The sequence below is a fragment of the Flavobacterium fryxellicola genome, assembly GCF_900143245.1.
GTDB lineage: Bacteria > Bacteroidota > Bacteroidia > Flavobacteriales > Flavobacteriaceae > Flavobacterium > Flavobacterium fryxellicola.
The window spans coordinates 42,499-58,070 of the sequence record NZ_FRDK01000006.1 but is presented as its reverse complement, the minus strand read 5'-3'; the positions used below and the strand labels follow the sequence as shown (position 1 = coordinate 58,070).

The window sequence follows — 15,572 nt, the reverse complement described above, 5'->3', positions numbered from 1 at the left end:
TATGGAAAACAACGCATCAACAATAGAAATGCTTTTTGAAAGAGCTGAAGATTATACCAGAACAACAGTAGAATTGGCTAAACTAAATGCAGTAGACAAAACTGCTGATGTGCTGTCATCTTTATTATCTCGATTAACCGTTTCTATTGTTTTTGTACTGTTTGCCTTCCTTGCAAACATTGGTTTATCTTTATGGCTTGGTGAATTACTTGGAAAAGTATATTATGGTTTTTTTATCGTATCCAGTCTTTATCTCATCGTTGCAATTGTTCTTTACTTCTTCAAAGATCAATGGCTAAAAATGCCAATCAGTAATTTTATTATTGTTAAAATGCTTAAAAAAAGTTAATATGAAAAAGCCAAACGAGACTGCAACTCTAAAAGAAGCCATCGCTTTACTGAAACTGAAACAAGCCGAGGATTTATTACAACTAAAAGATCAGTATTATTATACTTATGAAAGTTTAAAACCAGTAAATTTGATTAAAAAGGCTTTTGGTCAAATGGCCACAACGTCTGAATTTAAAGGCAACATATTGAGCAATGTCATCGGAATAACTACGGGTTACTTAACTAAAAAAGTTTTATTAGGGTCCACTCACAATCCAATAAAAAGAATTTTAGGAACACTGTTACAATTTGTAATCACAAATGTGGTCACCAAACAATCTGAAAAGGTAAAAGAAAACGATTTACAAAACAGCTGATTATGTTTTATAAACAGTAAATTGTAGGCAAATTACTTTTGTATTTAAAATCATTCTTTCTTTTTAGCAGTCCAAAATCAGTGCTTTTACACTACTTTTGAAAGTTATTTTCGTTTATAAAATTTAATTTGAAAGTAGGATGGTCAAAAGAACTAATAAAGAAGACTCAGAAATTCAAAACATTCTATTTGTTTCTCAAAATAGCGAAAAACTAAATAAAACAACAGCATTACTTCTTGCGAATGAAAAACTAGCATTTCAGACCCAAGAAAAAGATAAACGAGCTGCAGAATTAATTCTTGTCAATTTAGAAATGGCTTTTCAAGACCTCGAAAAACAAAAACGTGCGGCTGAACTTGTTATTGTTGAAAAAGAACTAGCCTTTCAAAATAAAGAAAAGCAAAAACGGGCTTCAGAACTGCTTATAGCAAACAAAGAACTCGCTTTCCAAAATCTAGAAAAAGAAAAGCGTGCGACCGAATTAATTATTGCTAATAAAAACCTTGTATTTCAAAACCAAGAAAAAGAAAAACGAGCAGCAGAATTGATCTTAGCCAACAAAAACCTTGTATTCCAAAACAAAGAAAAAGAAAAACGAGCAGCAGAATTGATTATTGCTAATAAAGAACTTGCTTTTCAAAACCAAGAAAAAGAAAAACGAGCAGCAGAACTAATTATTGCTAATAAAGAACTCGCTTTTCAAAATAAAGAAAAGGAAAAACGAGCGGCAGAACTGATTATTGCCAATAAAGAACTCGCTTTTCAAAATAAAGAAAAAGAAAAAAGAGCAAGAGAACTCATTATTGCCAATAAAAATCTTGAAAACCAAAATGAAGAAAAGGAAAAGCGTGCCATACAGCTTTTGAATGCTATTTCTGAACTCAATAGCGCTGAAGAATATCAAAAAGAATACATAATAGGTTTAGAAAAACTCATGTTTATGACTTCGCATAAACTGAGACAGCCAGTGACTAACATTCTAGGAATATCCTTCTTACTCGACCAGTCGTCTAATTCTAAACAAGAAATTAAAGATTATTTAGAATATATAAAGCAGTCTGCCATAACACTTGATACCTTTACTACAGAACTAACCTTTTTTATTCACACATTAAAACAAAAGGAAAAAAATTGAGTGTAGCTAATGGTTCAATTTTTTTCTAACCATTTTAAAATCAAGAACGCACTTATTGCTATTTTTCCCTTGCACCTTTGATTAATAACAAAAATTGGTGTTCAGTACTATTGTTTTTAAACACACTCCAGATTATAGTTAATACGACGTTTATCGGTTTCAGATAGCGTTGAAACTATACTCTTTAATGCATCTCGCTTTAACTTCTAAAAAACTTTTTATCACCGGAAATTGGCAGATGATAAAATTTTTAAATTTGCAAATCCGTGGCAAAAATTACTGCTTCAAACCATCCATCTTGTAATCTACTAAATCAAAATCACTATGGACTTTCATTCTAAAATGATTTATTTTAGAAACTAATTGTAAAATAATTGTAGTAACCACAAGTGTTGCATGTATTTTTAGATATCTCTTTATGTACTAACTTCTTTATTAAAAATCATGAAAATAACGTTATGTTAACACATTAAAAAAAATCAAATTACTGATTTCAAATGTATTACTAAAAAAATTTTAACAAATAAAATAAGTGAATCTTACAACTAATAATTTTAATAGTATAAGACTTTTAGTTGTTAACAAACTGACCTTTGGAGAACAAAATTCATAATCCCCTAAATTGATAAAAAATGAAAACAAAAAATTTACTATTCACATTTGCAATACTACTTATTGCATTAATTTCTGGATGCGCAAGCGATGACTTTCAGGAAACCATTGGTGTATGTCCAGTTGTAGAATCGACAAGTCCAATATCTAATGCTGTAGGAGTATCAGTAGATAAAGTTATTACAGTAACTTTTAATACAGAGATGGATCCAGCAACAATTACCCAAAGTTCAATTACTTTAACAGGTACAAATTCTGTTGCAGGAACGGTAACCTATTCAGGTAAAACAGCTTCATTTACACCCTCTTCGCCCCTTTTAGAAAACACCACCTACACGGGAAGAGTAAAAACTTTAGTAAAAGACGTGATGGGTAATGCTTTACAAACAGATTACGTTTGGGCTTTTACTACTGGTTTGATTTTAAGACCTATTGTAATTAGCACAGATCCAATCAACAACGCAACTGACGTAGCCTTGAACAAAATAATCACAGCTACTTTCAGCATGCCAATGAATCCTTCAACATTAAATGGTACTAGTTATACAGTAAAACAAGGAGCAAATCCCGTAGCTGGAACTATCGCTTATACTGGATCAATGGTTTCTTTTACACCCACTAACCCATTACAGGCAAACACTACCTACACGGTAACAATTACAACTGATGCTAAAAATACACTTGGTACAGCTTTAGGTGCCAATTATGTATGGACTTTTAAAACAGGAGTTAACCCTATCGTAACTGCAACTGATCCGGTGAATAACGCAACTGGAGTTAATCTATTAAAAACAGTAACGGCAGATTTTAACATACCAATGGATCCTTCAAGTATAAATGCTACAACTTTTACTTTACGACAAGGTACAACATCAATCGCCGGTATCGTTTCTTACTCAGGATTAACTGCTTCTTTTGATCCTACGGCATCATTACAACCGGGATTGGTTTATACGGCCACGATAACAACAAATGCTAAAAGCACCATAGGAATTCCATTAGCTAATAATTATGTTTGGAATTTTACCACTACAGTAAATCCTCCAGTAGTAGTTCAGCCTTCTCAAGTAAATCTTGGATCTGCTGCAATGTTTGGTGCTTTTGGTGGAAACGCTGGAATAACAAATCAGGGGTTAAATACTGTGATTAACGGTAGTATTGGAACTACAGCTGCCTCAACTTTAGTAACAGGATTTCATGACGCTACAGCCATATATACAGAAACTCCTTTAAATGTAGGAGATGTGAAAGGTAAAATATACACTGCTCCACCTGCTCCAGGTACGCAAACATCATTTGATATAGCTAAACAAGGATTACTTGATGCAAATGCAGCTTACCTAAGTATTTCTCCCGCTTCAAAACCAGGTGGAACTGATCCAGGCGCAGGTGAACTAGGAGGATTGACATTAGCCCCAGGAGTTTATAAATCAGCTAGTGGTACTTTCAAAATTAGCAATGGTAACCTTACTTTGGACGCTCAAGGAGATCCTAATGCAACTTGGATTTTTCAAACAGCATCTGGACTTACAGTAGGAGTAGCAGGACCAAACGGTGCAAAAAGTGTTATAATGAAAAATGGAGCGTTACCTAAAAATGTATTCTGGTATGTGGGTTCTGCAGCAACAATCAACGGTGCTGGTGGAGGAATTATGGTAGGAACAATAATCGCCAATGCAGGAGTTACATTCTCAACTCCAGGAAATGCTGCCCAAACAGTGCTTAATGGTAGAGCTATTTCTTTAATAGCTTCTGTAACAATGGTTAATACAACCATAAATGTTCCTGGTAATTAAGTTTAAGAAATATTTCATCCCGTCTTAGGGCGGGATTTATTAAATATAACGCAACAAAAATAAAAAACATGAACAATACAACTCATTTAAAAAAGGGATCTCGCCAAGCTTGGTCACCAAATAACTTACCAATCAAGAGTCTTTTAGTAGCCTCATTGACGTGGTTAAGTGTTCAAACTCCCCTATTGGCACAGCAAGCACAAGAGGTAAAGTACGCTAAACCTTCTTGGTTCTTTGGTGTTGCTGGTGGAGCTAATTTTAACTTTTACCGTGGTTCTACTAATCAGTTAAGTGCGAGTTTTACACCTCCTGCAACATTTCATGATGGTGATGGTGTGGGACTATTTATTGCCCCTCTTTTAGAATATCGCCCTGCTGACTCTAGATGGGGAGTAATGCTACAAGCAGGTTATGATAGCCGTAAAGGTGCTTTTGACCAAGTACGAACTGCTTGTGATTGTCCTGCTGACTTATCTACGGATCTTAGTTACATTACTGTAGAACCAAGCGTGCGTTTTGCTCCATTTAAATCTAATTTCTATCTTTATGGAGGTCCTCGTTTGGCTTTCAACCTAGATAAATCATTTACGTATGAATTAGGTATTAATCCAGCATTTCCAAATCAAGCAGCTACTCCAGCAGTTTCGGGCGAGTTTAGTGAAATTGAAGAAACTATTTTATCAATGCAAATTGGTGCAGGATATGATATTCCATTATCTTCAGATAGCAATAAGACACAATTTGTATTGTCTCCTTTTGTTTCTTTCCAACCTTATTTTGGTCAAAATCCACGTGCAACAGAAACTTGGAATATTACAACCATCAGAGCCGGTGTCGCACTTAAATTTGGACAAGGAAAAAACATTCAAGAAGCAACTGACATGGTTCAAGATCGTGAAGTTTCTTTTTCTGTAAATTCTCCTAGTAATGTTCCTGGAGAAAACAGAATGACTGAAATTTTCCCACTAAGAAACTATGTTTTCTTTAATGAAGATTCGAATGAAATTCCAAACCGTTATGTTTTATTAACGAAAAATCAGGTGAAAGACTTTAAAGAAGATCAATTGGAAGTATTTGCTCCAAAAAACTTATCTGACCGTTCTAAGCGTCAAATGACCGTATATTACAATGTATTGAACATCCTAGGGGATCGCATGCAAAAAAATCCTTCAGCTACTATTTCGTTAGTGGGTTCTTCTAACAAAGGAAATGCGGATGGACTTGCAATGGCTGAATCGGTTAAAACGTATTTGGTTAATGTATTTGCCATCAATGCTTCTAGAATTGCAACCAAAGGTCAAGAAAAGCCAAATATCCCTTCTGAGCAACCAGGTGCAACATTAGAATTAGTATTGTTACGTGAAGGAGATCGCAGAGTTTCTATCGAAAGTAACTCTCCTGATTTATTAATGGAATTTCAAAGTGGTACTGATGCACAATTGAAACCAGTACAGATTGTTGCCTCACAAGAAGCACCTATGGAAAGCTATGTAACCTTTAATAATAAAGGAGCTGGAGAAGCATTATCTTCTTGGTCATTGCAAATGACGGACGAGCAAGGTAAAGTACAGTCTTTTGGACCGTACATGGAGGACGAAGTTAAGATTTCAGGAAAATCAATTTTAGGTAGTCGTCCAGAAGGAGATTACAAAGTAAAAATGATTGGTCAAACCAAAAGTGGTAAAATTATAGAAAAAGAAACGCCAATACATGTGGTGCTTTGGACTCCTGCAAAAACAATGGAAGGAATGAGATACAGTATTCTTTATGAATTCAATAAAGCAGTAGCCATTACAATGTATGAAAAATACCTTACTGATATTGTAACTCCTAAAATTCCTGTTGGTGCAAAAGTGATGATTCACGGACATACTGATATTATTGGTGGTGAAGCATACAACCTTAATTTATCTGCCTCACGTGCAAATGATGTAAAGATGATTATCGAAAAAGCTTTAGCAAAATCAGGAAGAAACGATGTTCAATTTGAAGTTAACGGATTTGGAGAAGATGAAAATAAATCTCCTTTTGAAAATAAAACTCCAGAGGAACGTTTTTATAATCGTACCGTAATTATTGACATTATTCCTGCTACTAGATAATACCGTTGTAGGGAGAATAAAATTTTATGAATGCAAAAAAAGGATAGAAACTTAAAAGTCTATCCTTTTTTTTTGGTACTAATTGAAAGCATAAATTCAGTACAATCCTTTAATTCTAAACTAATTCCAAACACTATCTTTCATCTAATATAAAATTACGGAACTGCGTTTCTTTCAATTTAGACTTTAAACACTAAATTTCCTCAAAAAAAATTAGTATTTTTACTATTCACTTTATTTAAAAGCATGTCTTCGAACGAGAAAACCATTATCAAATTCTATACTGCTTTTGCAAATGCTGATGCAGTTACGATGTGCGAATGTTACGATTCAAACATTCAATTTCGGGATCCTGCATTCGGATTATTAAAAGGACATGACGTATTCCAAATGTGGAAGATGCTTATTGAGAAAGGCAAAGGAACAATAAAAATTGAATTCTCAAATGTAAAAGCCAACGAATACACAGGCACTGCCCACTGGATTGCCACCTATAATTTCAGCAAAAACAATAGAAAAGTAAGCAATCACATTCAGTCGCAATTTCAATTTAAAGACGGTTTAATTATAAAGCATACGGATGATTTTGACATTTGGAAATGGTCCAAACAAGCTTTTGGATTTACAGGACAGCTTTTGGGCTGGACTGGATTTTTTCAAAAAAAAATACAACAAAAAGCATTGGCATCATTACGAAAGTATAAAGAAACTAAACATGCTAACTAATACTTTAAAAGTCCTTTTCAAAAAGCTTAAAATTAAAATTGAATCATACAAAAACGAAAGTACGATTTGGGAAATCCAAAAAGGAATCGCCAATTTCGCTGGTAATCTTTGTTTGCATTTAATAGGAAATCTAAATACTTATATTACTCCTGCGTTAGGAAAAACAAACTGTAGTAGAAATCGAGCACTTGAATTTTCCCTTAAAGATATTCCAAGAGCCTTCCTGCTAACAAAAATAGATGCAACTCAAGTTGCAGCAGGAAATGCGTTGGATAGTCTAGGACAATAGGATTTGAAAATGGAATTTCCACTTGTAGTATTCGATAAAAATGTACCATGTAATATAGGCTAATACATTTGACCACACACCTCGCCTATCATTTGGGTCAAATCAATTACCATAGGCGATTCGTAGAATCTTAAAAAAATATTTACTACTGGAACGAAGAAAACGAAACAACAACGATAAGACACTTTGGGTATGATGCAATCTTCTAAAACACCGGGTCCATTTCTAACCAGCAGAAACTATACTGTTTTCGAAATTCTCCAGTTTATTGTACTGGCTTCTTTAGTTTTATATTTTGGTAAAACACTTTTTATTCCTTTAAGTTTTTCATTACTCATTAGTTTTATTCTCTATCCTATCTGTAAATGGATGCAAGGAAAAGGAATTGGCAAAGGAATAGCCATATTTATTTCTATTTTAGGAGTAACGCTTTTGGCAGGGGCCGTGCTTTATTTATTATTTGCACAGTTCACAGAATTTCTAAATGAATGGCAATCTTTAAGAGTTAAATTAGCAGAAGCAGTAAAGGAATTAAGTCTGTTACTTTCGGAACGATTTAATATTAGTCTAGAAAAACAATCCGACTTTATTGGTAATATGCTCAATAATTCGGGTTCACAGGTATTTTCAATCCTACGAAGCACTGCTTATTCCGTTTCTGAATCTGTATTTTTTTTATTGATGATTCCTATTTTCTCCGCGTTACTATTGTACCACAGACAATTGTTGTCCAATGCTTTGTACCAACTGTTTCCTGCGGAGCAAAAAAATATCGTTCATGAAATTTTGATCGAAACTATTCATGAATATTATAATTTCATAAAAGGAATGCTATTGGTCTATTTAATAGTAGGATTGTTAAACAGTATTGGGCTATGGATTATTGGGGTACCAAATCCTTTCCTTTTTGGATTTATTGCTTCTATCCTCACTTTTATACCGTATGTAGGAATCATGATATCGTCGCTGTTGCCTATTGCCGTTTCTTGGATAACTTACAATTCGCTTTGGTATCCTCTAGCTGTAATTGTGGTTTTTTCAATTGTACAATTACTGGAAGCCTATATTATATTTCCTTTTGCAGTGGGAAGCCGTTTAAAAATAAACACACTCGTTATTATAATTGTGGTAATAGTAGGCGGTATTTTATGGGGCGCTGCAGGAATGATACTGTTTATTCCATTCACCAGCATCATAAAATTAATTGCAGACCGTACACCCAGTTTAAAGACATTATCAGTATTACTGGGAGATGGAGAGGTACAGAAACTGTCCGAACAGCCTATTTCAAAAGATTAAAATCAAACGCCCATTCTACTTCTTTTTTATACCATAATTGTCCTTCAGAAACTGTTAATGGACAATCAAAATTATTCGTATAAAGTCCGCCAGTTCCTAACCCTTGCGGCATTGTATTCTGTTGTAAAAACGTCCATTGTGCAATGGCGTTAAGTCCAATATTACTCTCCAAAGCAGAGGTAATCCACCACCCCACTTTGTGCTTTTCAGCCACTGAAATCCATTCCTGTGTACCCCGAAAACCACCAACAAAACTAGGCTTCAAAATGATGTATTGCGGCTTAATTTTTTCTAGTAATTGCTCTTTTTCTTCCTCAGTAAACACGCCAATTAACTCTTCATCCAAAGCAATGGGAAAAGGAGTGGTTTTACACAGTTCTGCCATCCTGTCAGTATTGTTTTTTTGTATCGGTTGCTCAATACTATGTAGTTTAAATTCAGATAGTTGAATTAATTTATCTAAAGCCATTTCTGAGCTAAAAGCGCCGTTAGCATCTACCCGAATTTCGACTTGCTCTGGAGTAAAATGTTCTCGTATAAACCGCAATAATTGTAGTTCTGTATTGAAATCAATCGCTCCAATTTTGAGTTTTATACACTGGAAACCCTCGGCTAATTTCTCTTCGATTTGCTGCTTCATAAAGGCCTCTTCACCCATCCAAACTAGACCGTTTATTTCCATCGATTTTGTCCCGTTTGTAAAGTCGGAGGGAAACAACAAAAAAGGACTTTCACTCTCCAAAGATTGGAATGCCATTTCAATACCAAATTGTATCGATGGAAACGCCAACAAAGCATCCCAAAGTTGGTCCTTCCCAAGATGAATATTGTGGCAAGTCCAGTGCAGTTTTTCTTCATAATCTGGACGGTCATCAACACTCAATCCTCGCAAGATGCCGCACTCGCCTATTCCTTTTTTACCATCTTTTTCTAAAACAATAAACCAAGTTTCTTTTTCAATCATTACGCCACGGGAAGTTCCGGAAGCGCGTTTAAAATTAAGTACGTATTTGTGGTAGGTTGCTTTCAAAATAGTTTAGGTTTTCGGTTATCCGTTTTCTGTTTTCTGTTTTCGGTTATCCGTTTTGGGTTATCTGTTTTCGGTTTTCTGTTTTCGGTTATCCGTTTTCGGTTATCCGTTTTGGGTTATCTGTTTTCGGTTATCCGTTTTGGGTTATCTGTTTTCGGTTATCCGTTTTGGGTTATCTGTTTTCGGTTATCCGTTTTCTGTATTCTGTTTTCGGTTATGCGTTTTGGGTTATCTGTTTTCGGTTATGCGTTTTGGGTTATCTGTTTTGGGTTATCCGTTTTCGGTTATCCGTTTTAGGTTATCCGTTTTAGGTTATCTGTTTTCGGTTATCCGTTTTCGGTTATCCGTTTTGGGTTATCTGTTTTCTGTTAACCGTTTTGGGTTATCCGTTTTGGGTTATCCGTTTTAGGTTATCTGTTATCGGTATAGAATGCAAAATTAAAAACTACAGCTTGCGATTTTCAGGTCTACGATTATCACTTAATATTCAAAACTTAGGGTGCTAACACAATACTTTTAATTAATCAACCTCAAAACTCGCTCAAAATCTTTACTTTGAATTCCCACTTTTTTGAAGTTCTCAAAATCTTGCTTCATTTTTTGTGTCCAGCTCAAGCTATCCGTTACGTTTTGTGCTTGGTATTCTTTGTAAATTGCTTTTGCCAAAGTATAATTATCATTTAATAAATAAGCATGCGCTAAATTTAATTGTATCAATAATTCGGTTTCGTCTTGCTTCTCGCCTTCTTTCAGGAATTTTATCGCTTTTCCGTACTGCTTTGTCAACAGATAACTATTTCCAATGGCATTATAATCCAAAGCCGTTGCTTTTCCATCATTGATAACGGTTGTCAATTTAATGATAGCTTCGCCGTGCTTTCCTTGCTTTGCTAATCCAGCGGCTTGTTTTCGCAAATCGTTGTAAACGGTATTAGAAAGATTGCTTTCGCCAAAACAACTGTTTCCAAAATCCTTAAAGGCTTTTGCACGCTCCATGGGTAACAATTTTTGGAATTCCTTAAATTTATACTTGGCTTGGATTTTATCGAGAATACAGACGCAAAAATCATCTGAACTGCTCATTTTTTGAGCCAAATTAGAAGTTTTACATTGATCGATGATTGCTTTTCTGTTATCTAGCGTCCAGCCACGACTGAGTTTGTTATCCACCCACGGCACGACTTCGAGAATGATTTTCTGATTCATGATCCAGTTTTTACTTTCGACACCAAACCATAGATTTCCAACATTTGATTGCATACAAGCTGATTTGTCTGCAGAAAGTAGTTTAGCATCTTTACTAACGGGTGTCTCTTGAACCAAACAAGCGGCATCAGTTTTTCCAGTTTCTTTATATTGCGTTGCTACGTTGGCGCTAGAAAAAATAGCATATTTGCATTTATCTTCACCTGAGATTTTAGACAGTATAAAAACTGCTCCTGCTGAACCTTGGCTAATTCCTGTAGGGTCTGGGATGGCTTTTAACACTGAAACCAAACTACCCGCCAATTGCTGGTTTTTATCCAAAAGTGTTATTCTGAAAACAACTTCAGTGGTTCCTTCTGGAAAATCTTGGGTTTTTATAATTATACGGTCTCTGGCAGAAACTGAAATTTCTTCAGTCGTAGCGCGTGCTTTGTCCCAGTACCCGTCTTTTTGTGAAAAACTTGACTGAAAAACAATTGCGGTAAATAGTAGAAATAGTAATTTTTTAATATTCATGTTCTTCATTAACGTGATTTTATAGCCCTGATAGCAGCGGTATCCTTTACGTGTCTCATGTCGTCTCTTGAGACGAGAGGTGACGCGTAAAGATACAAGCGAATAGCAGGAAACAGCTCCAAATACAACTAAGATTAAGGACTAGCTTGTTTTATAATTCGATTGAACTTCCAATCTCCAATAACATCAAATCTTTTCCTTTGTTAAAGAATTTACGAATGGATTCCTCGTGGTCGATTTCTATAAATCCGAAAGTATCATAGTGGTAGCCTAGAATTTTATCGCAATCCAAGAAATCAGAAGCAATAATAGCATCTTCAACATCCATGGTGAAATTATCGCCAATTGGTAAAATCGCTAAATCCAATTTAGTACGCATCGGAATTAGTTTCATATCCATACTCAATGCAGTGTCGCCAGCAATGTAGATGTTTTTATGCTCGCCTTCGATGACAAAACCACCTGGATTTCCCCCGTAACTACCATCAGGAAACGAACTGGAATGAATGGCATTTACAAATTTTAATTTACCAAAATCGAAATTCCAACTCCCACCGTGATTCATCGGATGCGATTGGAAACCTTTTGCAGCATAATAACCCGCAATTTCCGCATTAGAAACAATTACGGCGTTGGTTCTTTTGGCAATGGCCTCAACATCCAGAATATGATCGCCGTGCGCATGCGTTAAAAGAATATAATCGGCTTTTACTGTCTCCATGTCAATATGTGCCGCTTTTGGATTAGCAGAAATATAAGGATCTACGAGAAGATGTTTTCCACCCACTGCTATTCCTAAAGATGCATGACCATAAAATGTTATTTTCATATTTTTTTATTTAAAATTATATTCCCAACCTTCGCTGCAATTTGGAATCTGAAACTGAATGTGTACTTGTTGTAAAAATTATTTTTTTGAATGATTTTTGAAATTGAAACTATGCTCACCGTTATCTTCCACCCATTAATGTATTCACGATCAAATCCGAAAAAAAGAAAATCATACACAAAGCGAGCAACACCGAAAGCGCAAAAGTACTCAATGCTAGCTTTTTTAATTCGGGGTCTAATTCCTTAGGAATTTGATTTTTATAAACTGTAATCAAATGTTTCGTCAAAGGGATATAAGCGATTAAAAACAGATATTGATCAAAGTAAAAATTGTCAAGAAGAGCAAAAACAACTACTAAAACCATCGCTGTTAGAATCAGACTGTAATGGTATATTTTAGCTTTAGCTCCACCAATTTTTACTACAATGGTATTTTTATTTGATTTTCTATCGGATGCTTCGTCTCGCATATTATTCAAATTCAAAACACCAACACTCAATAACCCAATAGCAACGGCAGGCAGCACCAATAATAAATCCAATTGCTTAGAGTACAAGAAATTCACTCCTAAAGTACTCACTAATCCGAAAAATACAAATACAAAGAGATCACCAAATCCTCGGTACCCATAGGCCGTATTTCCAACGGTATAGCGAATGGCAGACACAATGGAAAGAATTCCCAATACCAAATAAAATAGCGAAAACCATAAGTTGGTATCTGTAAAAGCATAATAAATCAGTAACATCGCTGACAGTAACGTCAATGCAGATGTAATTATAATCGCGCGTTTCATGGCTTTTGGAGTAATCACACCACTTTGTATGGCCCGTTTTGGACCTACACGATCTTCATTATCTGTTCCTTTCATGCCGTCACCATAGTCATTTGCAAAATTAGACAGGATTTGCAATCCCAAAGTGGTTACTATCGCAAATCCAAAAAGTCGCCAATTAAAAACCTCAGTTGGCGTCAATATTGCATCGGTTGGATGCGCTAAAGCGTACATACTTCCTACGATTATTCCAGAAACGGACAACGGTAGTGTTCGTAAACGTGCGGCTTCAATCCAATGTTTCATATTTTTTTATTTTAGTTTTTGACCATTAAGTCAAATTTAAGTTTTGTTTTGCCACTGAGACACTAAGCCTCTAAGTTTACTAGTAATACAGGTAGTCTGGTTTTAAAAAATCACATCCAATTGCTGTCAGAAGTTTCAATTTCATACAACCAGCGGTTAACATTCTCCTTTATTAGTGTATAATTCCCTAACTGAAACGTAACATTTCCTCCTGCGGTGTGCACTGTTATCGAACCAATATTCAACTTTTTATGCCAGAAAAGCTGCGAAGTGGTAATTGCTTGTATTTTATTAGGTTCAATAATAGCATCGCTTACATCCCAAGCACCACTTTGCTTTATTATAAAATTCTCATTTATGAATAATCGGTTATTTATAAATTTAAAGTACTGGATCAGCCCAATAAAAAGGACACCAATAGGAACCAAATAACTATAGTCAAATATAGAAGGGGCAAGCCAATGCCCAATTGTCATAAAAGCAAACAAAGGTAATCCAATTGTAAGGAAAACGGAAAAAATAAGTTTGCGAAAATTAGGTTTGAGCATCAATCCTTTTTCAGGTATCTTATAAAACAACAGTTTTAAAACGGCGTCACGCTCCGACTCGCTGCAACCTGGAATTTCTATCGCTGATTTTCTTTCTTCTTTTTCTCCACTGGTGGCTTGTTTAATTTTTAGTTCAAGAATGCCCATCTTCTTTTGGAAATAATTTCTGGTAACAGTCGTGATCTGAACCTTTTCAGGCTTAATAATAGTGCTTTTTGAGTTCAACAATCCAAAAGACAATAGCAGAGAACCTTTCTGTCTCGCTATGTTATAATCGTAATACTTAAACACGGTCCGAATCACATTTAAAACCAAAACTGCTACAAACAAGACAATTACGCCTAGTAAAATGGTTTGTGATACTAAGTTTTGATCAATAAAAGTTCCTACTTTCTCTTTATAAATAGAATTCTTCTCCCCAAAATTTTGAAAATTCTCATAAATTGTACTAAAGAAAATAATAAGTAAAGCGACGGTTTTTTGATAATTAGAAGTAATTCCAACTTTTAGCAAACTCAAAAAGCTTATTTTAATGAAAGGATGCGCTACTTCAAAGAGTTTTTGTTCCGTTTCCTCCATTGATATAGCTTCATTTTCGCTAAGACTCTTTAGTCCTTCGTTTTCTAACAAACGAGATTTTAAATCCAAAGCCAATTGATGCGAAATCGCTTTTATTACTCCTTCTTTTTTATTGGTGCCAGCGGTATCCACGTCCAATTCATAAACACCAATCAGCTTTTGAATAAAAGACTGATTAATATTTACTTGCTGAATTTTATGCAACTGAATTGCAGTTTTGGTTTTATTAAAAACACCTTCTGTAATAACAAATTCCTTGTTTTCTGAATCTAATGAAAAAGTAAAATTTAGATATTTCAAATAAGAAACAACACCAATACTTGTGAATACGAGAAGCATTCCCATTACTAAATACACTTTGTTAATTTCATCAAATTTAAAGGCCCAAATTAAAATAATAGGCCATAGCGCCCGACCATATTGCTGAAGCGTATAAAAAAACATAATCCATATTCCAACTATGGATTGCCTTTGTGGTTGACTAAAATCGGATCCCATTACAATTGCTTTTGTATTTTACCCATCAACAATTGTTTGATATTTTCCGCTTGCTCTTTCTCTATTCCAGGAATTTCAATATCACTCGAACTTCCTCCAGCGGTAAAAATTTCAATTTTGGCCAGACCAAAATAACGCGATACTAATCCTTCATGTAATGCCACATGCTGTACTCTATTATAAGGAATTACGATTGTGTTTGTCGCAATAATACCATGTCGGAATAAAACATCATGATTTCTAAAAGCAAATCCTTTTTTCTTAAATCCAATAATGGAAAAGGCGACAATCAAAGTTGAAACAATAGGAATCACAATGCCTAAAATCATCCAAATTCTTCCCGAAAATAATTCCGGTTTCAAGATAGAAACCAGTGAAGGAACTAAAATAAGTAGGCCAATGACGATCAATAAATTAATCAATACCACTTTAAAATATTTAGGATGTAAACCCGTAAAAGCAACTTCTTCAAATTTTGGCAGTTGGCTGGTATCGATTGTATCGTTTGTAAAATTTTCCATTTATAAAGTTTAGTTTAAAGTTTAAGGCTTAAAAAGTTTAAAGTTCTTGGCAAAACAACTTTAAACTTTAAAAATCAAACTTTTGATCCATATTT

Annotated in this window: 14 protein-coding genes; 8 read left to right on the top strand and 6 right to left on the bottom strand. The window is 34.8% G+C overall.

Going from position 1 to position 15,572, the window contains the following annotated elements:
• Position 1 precedes the first annotated feature (1 nt).
• The 8 genes from BUA03_RS10210 to BUA03_RS10175 all read left to right on the top strand — a co-directional run bounded on the left by BUA03_RS10210 (position 2) and on the right by BUA03_RS10175 (position 8,666).
• The gene (locus tag BUA03_RS10210) at positions 2 to 349 is read left to right on the top strand and encodes a hypothetical protein (RefSeq protein WP_066077403.1); all 348 of its coding nucleotides are present in this window, start codon (positions 2 to 4) and stop codon (positions 347 to 349) included.
• A 1-nt stretch (position 350) separates the two neighbouring features.
• Positions 351 to 707 carry a hypothetical protein gene (locus BUA03_RS10205; protein WP_066077401.1) on the top strand — a complete coding sequence of 119 codons (357 nt, stop codon included), beginning with the start codon at positions 351 to 353 and terminating at the stop codon, positions 705 to 707.
• Positions 708 to 846: 139 nt separating this feature from the next.
• Positions 847 to 1,842 carry a diguanylate cyclase gene (locus BUA03_RS10200; protein WP_245792609.1) on the top strand — a complete coding sequence of 332 codons (996 nt, stop codon included), beginning with the start codon at positions 847 to 849 and terminating at the stop codon, positions 1,840 to 1,842.
• 632 nt (positions 1,843 to 2,474) lie between these two features.
• Positions 2,475 to 4,250, top strand: a complete 1,776-nt coding sequence (locus BUA03_RS10195; RefSeq protein ID WP_066077399.1) for an Ig-like domain-containing protein — start codon at positions 2,475 to 2,477, stop codon at positions 4,248 to 4,250.
• 68 nt (positions 4,251 to 4,318) lie between these two features.
• Positions 4,319 to 6,352 (top strand): OmpA family protein, encoded by a 2,034-nt coding sequence (locus BUA03_RS10190; protein WP_066077398.1) that lies wholly within the window; start codon positions 4,319 to 4,321, stop codon positions 6,350 to 6,352.
• Positions 6,353 to 6,598: 246 nt separating this feature from the next.
• Complete coding sequence (locus BUA03_RS10185) at positions 6,599 to 7,078, top strand: nuclear transport factor 2 family protein (RefSeq protein ID WP_066077396.1); 480 nt, start codon at positions 6,599 to 6,601, stop codon at positions 7,076 to 7,078.
• Positions 7,068 to 7,367: a hypothetical protein gene (locus BUA03_RS10180; protein WP_317041099.1), complete on the top strand. Its 300-nt coding sequence runs from the start codon at positions 7,068 to 7,070 to the stop codon at positions 7,365 to 7,367. Before BUA03_RS10185 ends, BUA03_RS10180 begins: the two co-directional genes overlap by 11 nt.
• Positions 7,368 to 7,559: 192 nt before the next feature.
• Positions 7,560 to 8,666, top strand: a complete 1,107-nt coding sequence (locus tag BUA03_RS10175) for an AI-2E family transporter (protein WP_066077394.1) — start codon at positions 7,560 to 7,562, stop codon at positions 8,664 to 8,666.
• Here BUA03_RS10175 and BUA03_RS10170 read toward each other — a convergent pair.
• From BUA03_RS10170 to BUA03_RS10145, 6 genes are all read right to left on the bottom strand, one after another.
• Entirely contained in the window at positions 8,650 to 9,696 is a 1,047-nt protein-coding gene (locus BUA03_RS10170) for an o-succinylbenzoate synthase (RefSeq protein WP_066077391.1), read from the bottom strand. The two genes, BUA03_RS10175 and BUA03_RS10170, sit on opposite strands and share 17 nt — an antisense overlap.
• A gap of 516 nt (positions 9,697 to 10,212) precedes the next feature.
• Positions 10,213 to 11,427: a tetratricopeptide repeat protein gene (locus BUA03_RS10165; RefSeq protein ID WP_317041098.1), complete on the bottom strand. Its 1,215-nt coding sequence runs from the start codon at positions 11,425 to 11,427 to the stop codon at positions 10,213 to 10,215.
• A gap of 142 nt (positions 11,428 to 11,569) precedes the next feature.
• Entirely contained in the window at positions 11,570 to 12,247 is a 678-nt protein-coding gene (locus BUA03_RS10160) for a metal-dependent hydrolase (protein ID WP_066077385.1), read from the bottom strand.
• Positions 12,248 to 12,368: 121 nt separating this feature from the next.
• Positions 12,369 to 13,331, bottom strand: coding sequence for a 1,4-dihydroxy-2-naphthoate octaprenyltransferase (menA, locus tag BUA03_RS10155; protein WP_066077382.1), 963 nt, complete (start codon positions 13,329 to 13,331; stop codon positions 12,369 to 12,371).
• 110 nt (positions 13,332 to 13,441) lie between these two features.
• Positions 13,442 to 14,956 carry a PH domain-containing protein gene (locus BUA03_RS10150; protein ID WP_066077380.1) on the bottom strand — a complete coding sequence of 505 codons (1,515 nt, stop codon included), beginning with the start codon at positions 14,954 to 14,956 and terminating at the stop codon, positions 13,442 to 13,444.
• Entirely contained in the window at positions 14,956 to 15,477 is a 522-nt protein-coding gene (locus tag BUA03_RS10145; protein WP_066077378.1) for a PH domain-containing protein, read from the bottom strand. The genes BUA03_RS10150 and BUA03_RS10145 overlap by 1 nt, the downstream gene beginning before the upstream one ends.
• Positions 15,478 to 15,572: the final 95 nt, after the last annotated feature.

Bases quoted from the DNA above. Each gene is read 5' to 3' on its own strand.
- BUA03_RS10210 (WP_066077403.1), top strand. From the start codon at position 2: ATGGAAAACAACGCATCAACAATAGAAATGCTTTTTGAAAGAGCTGAA.
- BUA03_RS10200 (WP_245792609.1), top strand. From the start codon at position 847: ATGGTCAAAAGAACTAATAAAGAAGACTCAGAAATTCAAAACATTCTA.
- BUA03_RS10160 (WP_066077385.1), bottom strand. From the start codon at position 12,247: ATGAAAATAACATTTTATGGTCATGCATCTTTAGGAATAGCAGTGGGT.
- BUA03_RS10150 (WP_066077380.1), bottom strand. From the start codon at position 14,956: ATGGGATCCGATTTTAGTCAACCACAAAGGCAATCCATAGTTGGAATA.
- BUA03_RS10180 (WP_317041099.1), top strand. From the start codon at position 7,068: ATGCTAACTAATACTTTAAAAGTCCTTTTCAAAAAGCTTAAAATTAAA.
- BUA03_RS10185 (WP_066077396.1), top strand. From the start codon at position 6,599: ATGTCTTCGAACGAGAAAACCATTATCAAATTCTATACTGCTTTTGCA.
- BUA03_RS10175 (WP_066077394.1), top strand. From the start codon at position 7,560: ATGATGCAATCTTCTAAAACACCGGGTCCATTTCTAACCAGCAGAAAC.
- BUA03_RS10145 (WP_066077378.1), bottom strand. From the start codon at position 15,477: ATGGAAAATTTTACAAACGATACAATCGATACCAGCCAACTGCCAAAA.
- BUA03_RS10205 (WP_066077401.1), top strand. From the start codon at position 351: ATGAAAAAGCCAAACGAGACTGCAACTCTAAAAGAAGCCATCGCTTTA.
- BUA03_RS10195 (WP_066077399.1), top strand. From the start codon at position 2,475: ATGAAAACAAAAAATTTACTATTCACATTTGCAATACTACTTATTGCA.
- BUA03_RS10165 (WP_317041098.1), bottom strand. From the start codon at position 11,427: ATGAAGAACATGAATATTAAAAAATTACTATTTCTACTATTTACCGCA.
- BUA03_RS10190 (WP_066077398.1), top strand. From the start codon at position 4,319: ATGAACAATACAACTCATTTAAAAAAGGGATCTCGCCAAGCTTGGTCA.
- menA (WP_066077382.1), bottom strand. From the start codon at position 13,331: ATGAAACATTGGATTGAAGCCGCACGTTTACGAACACTACCGTTGTCC.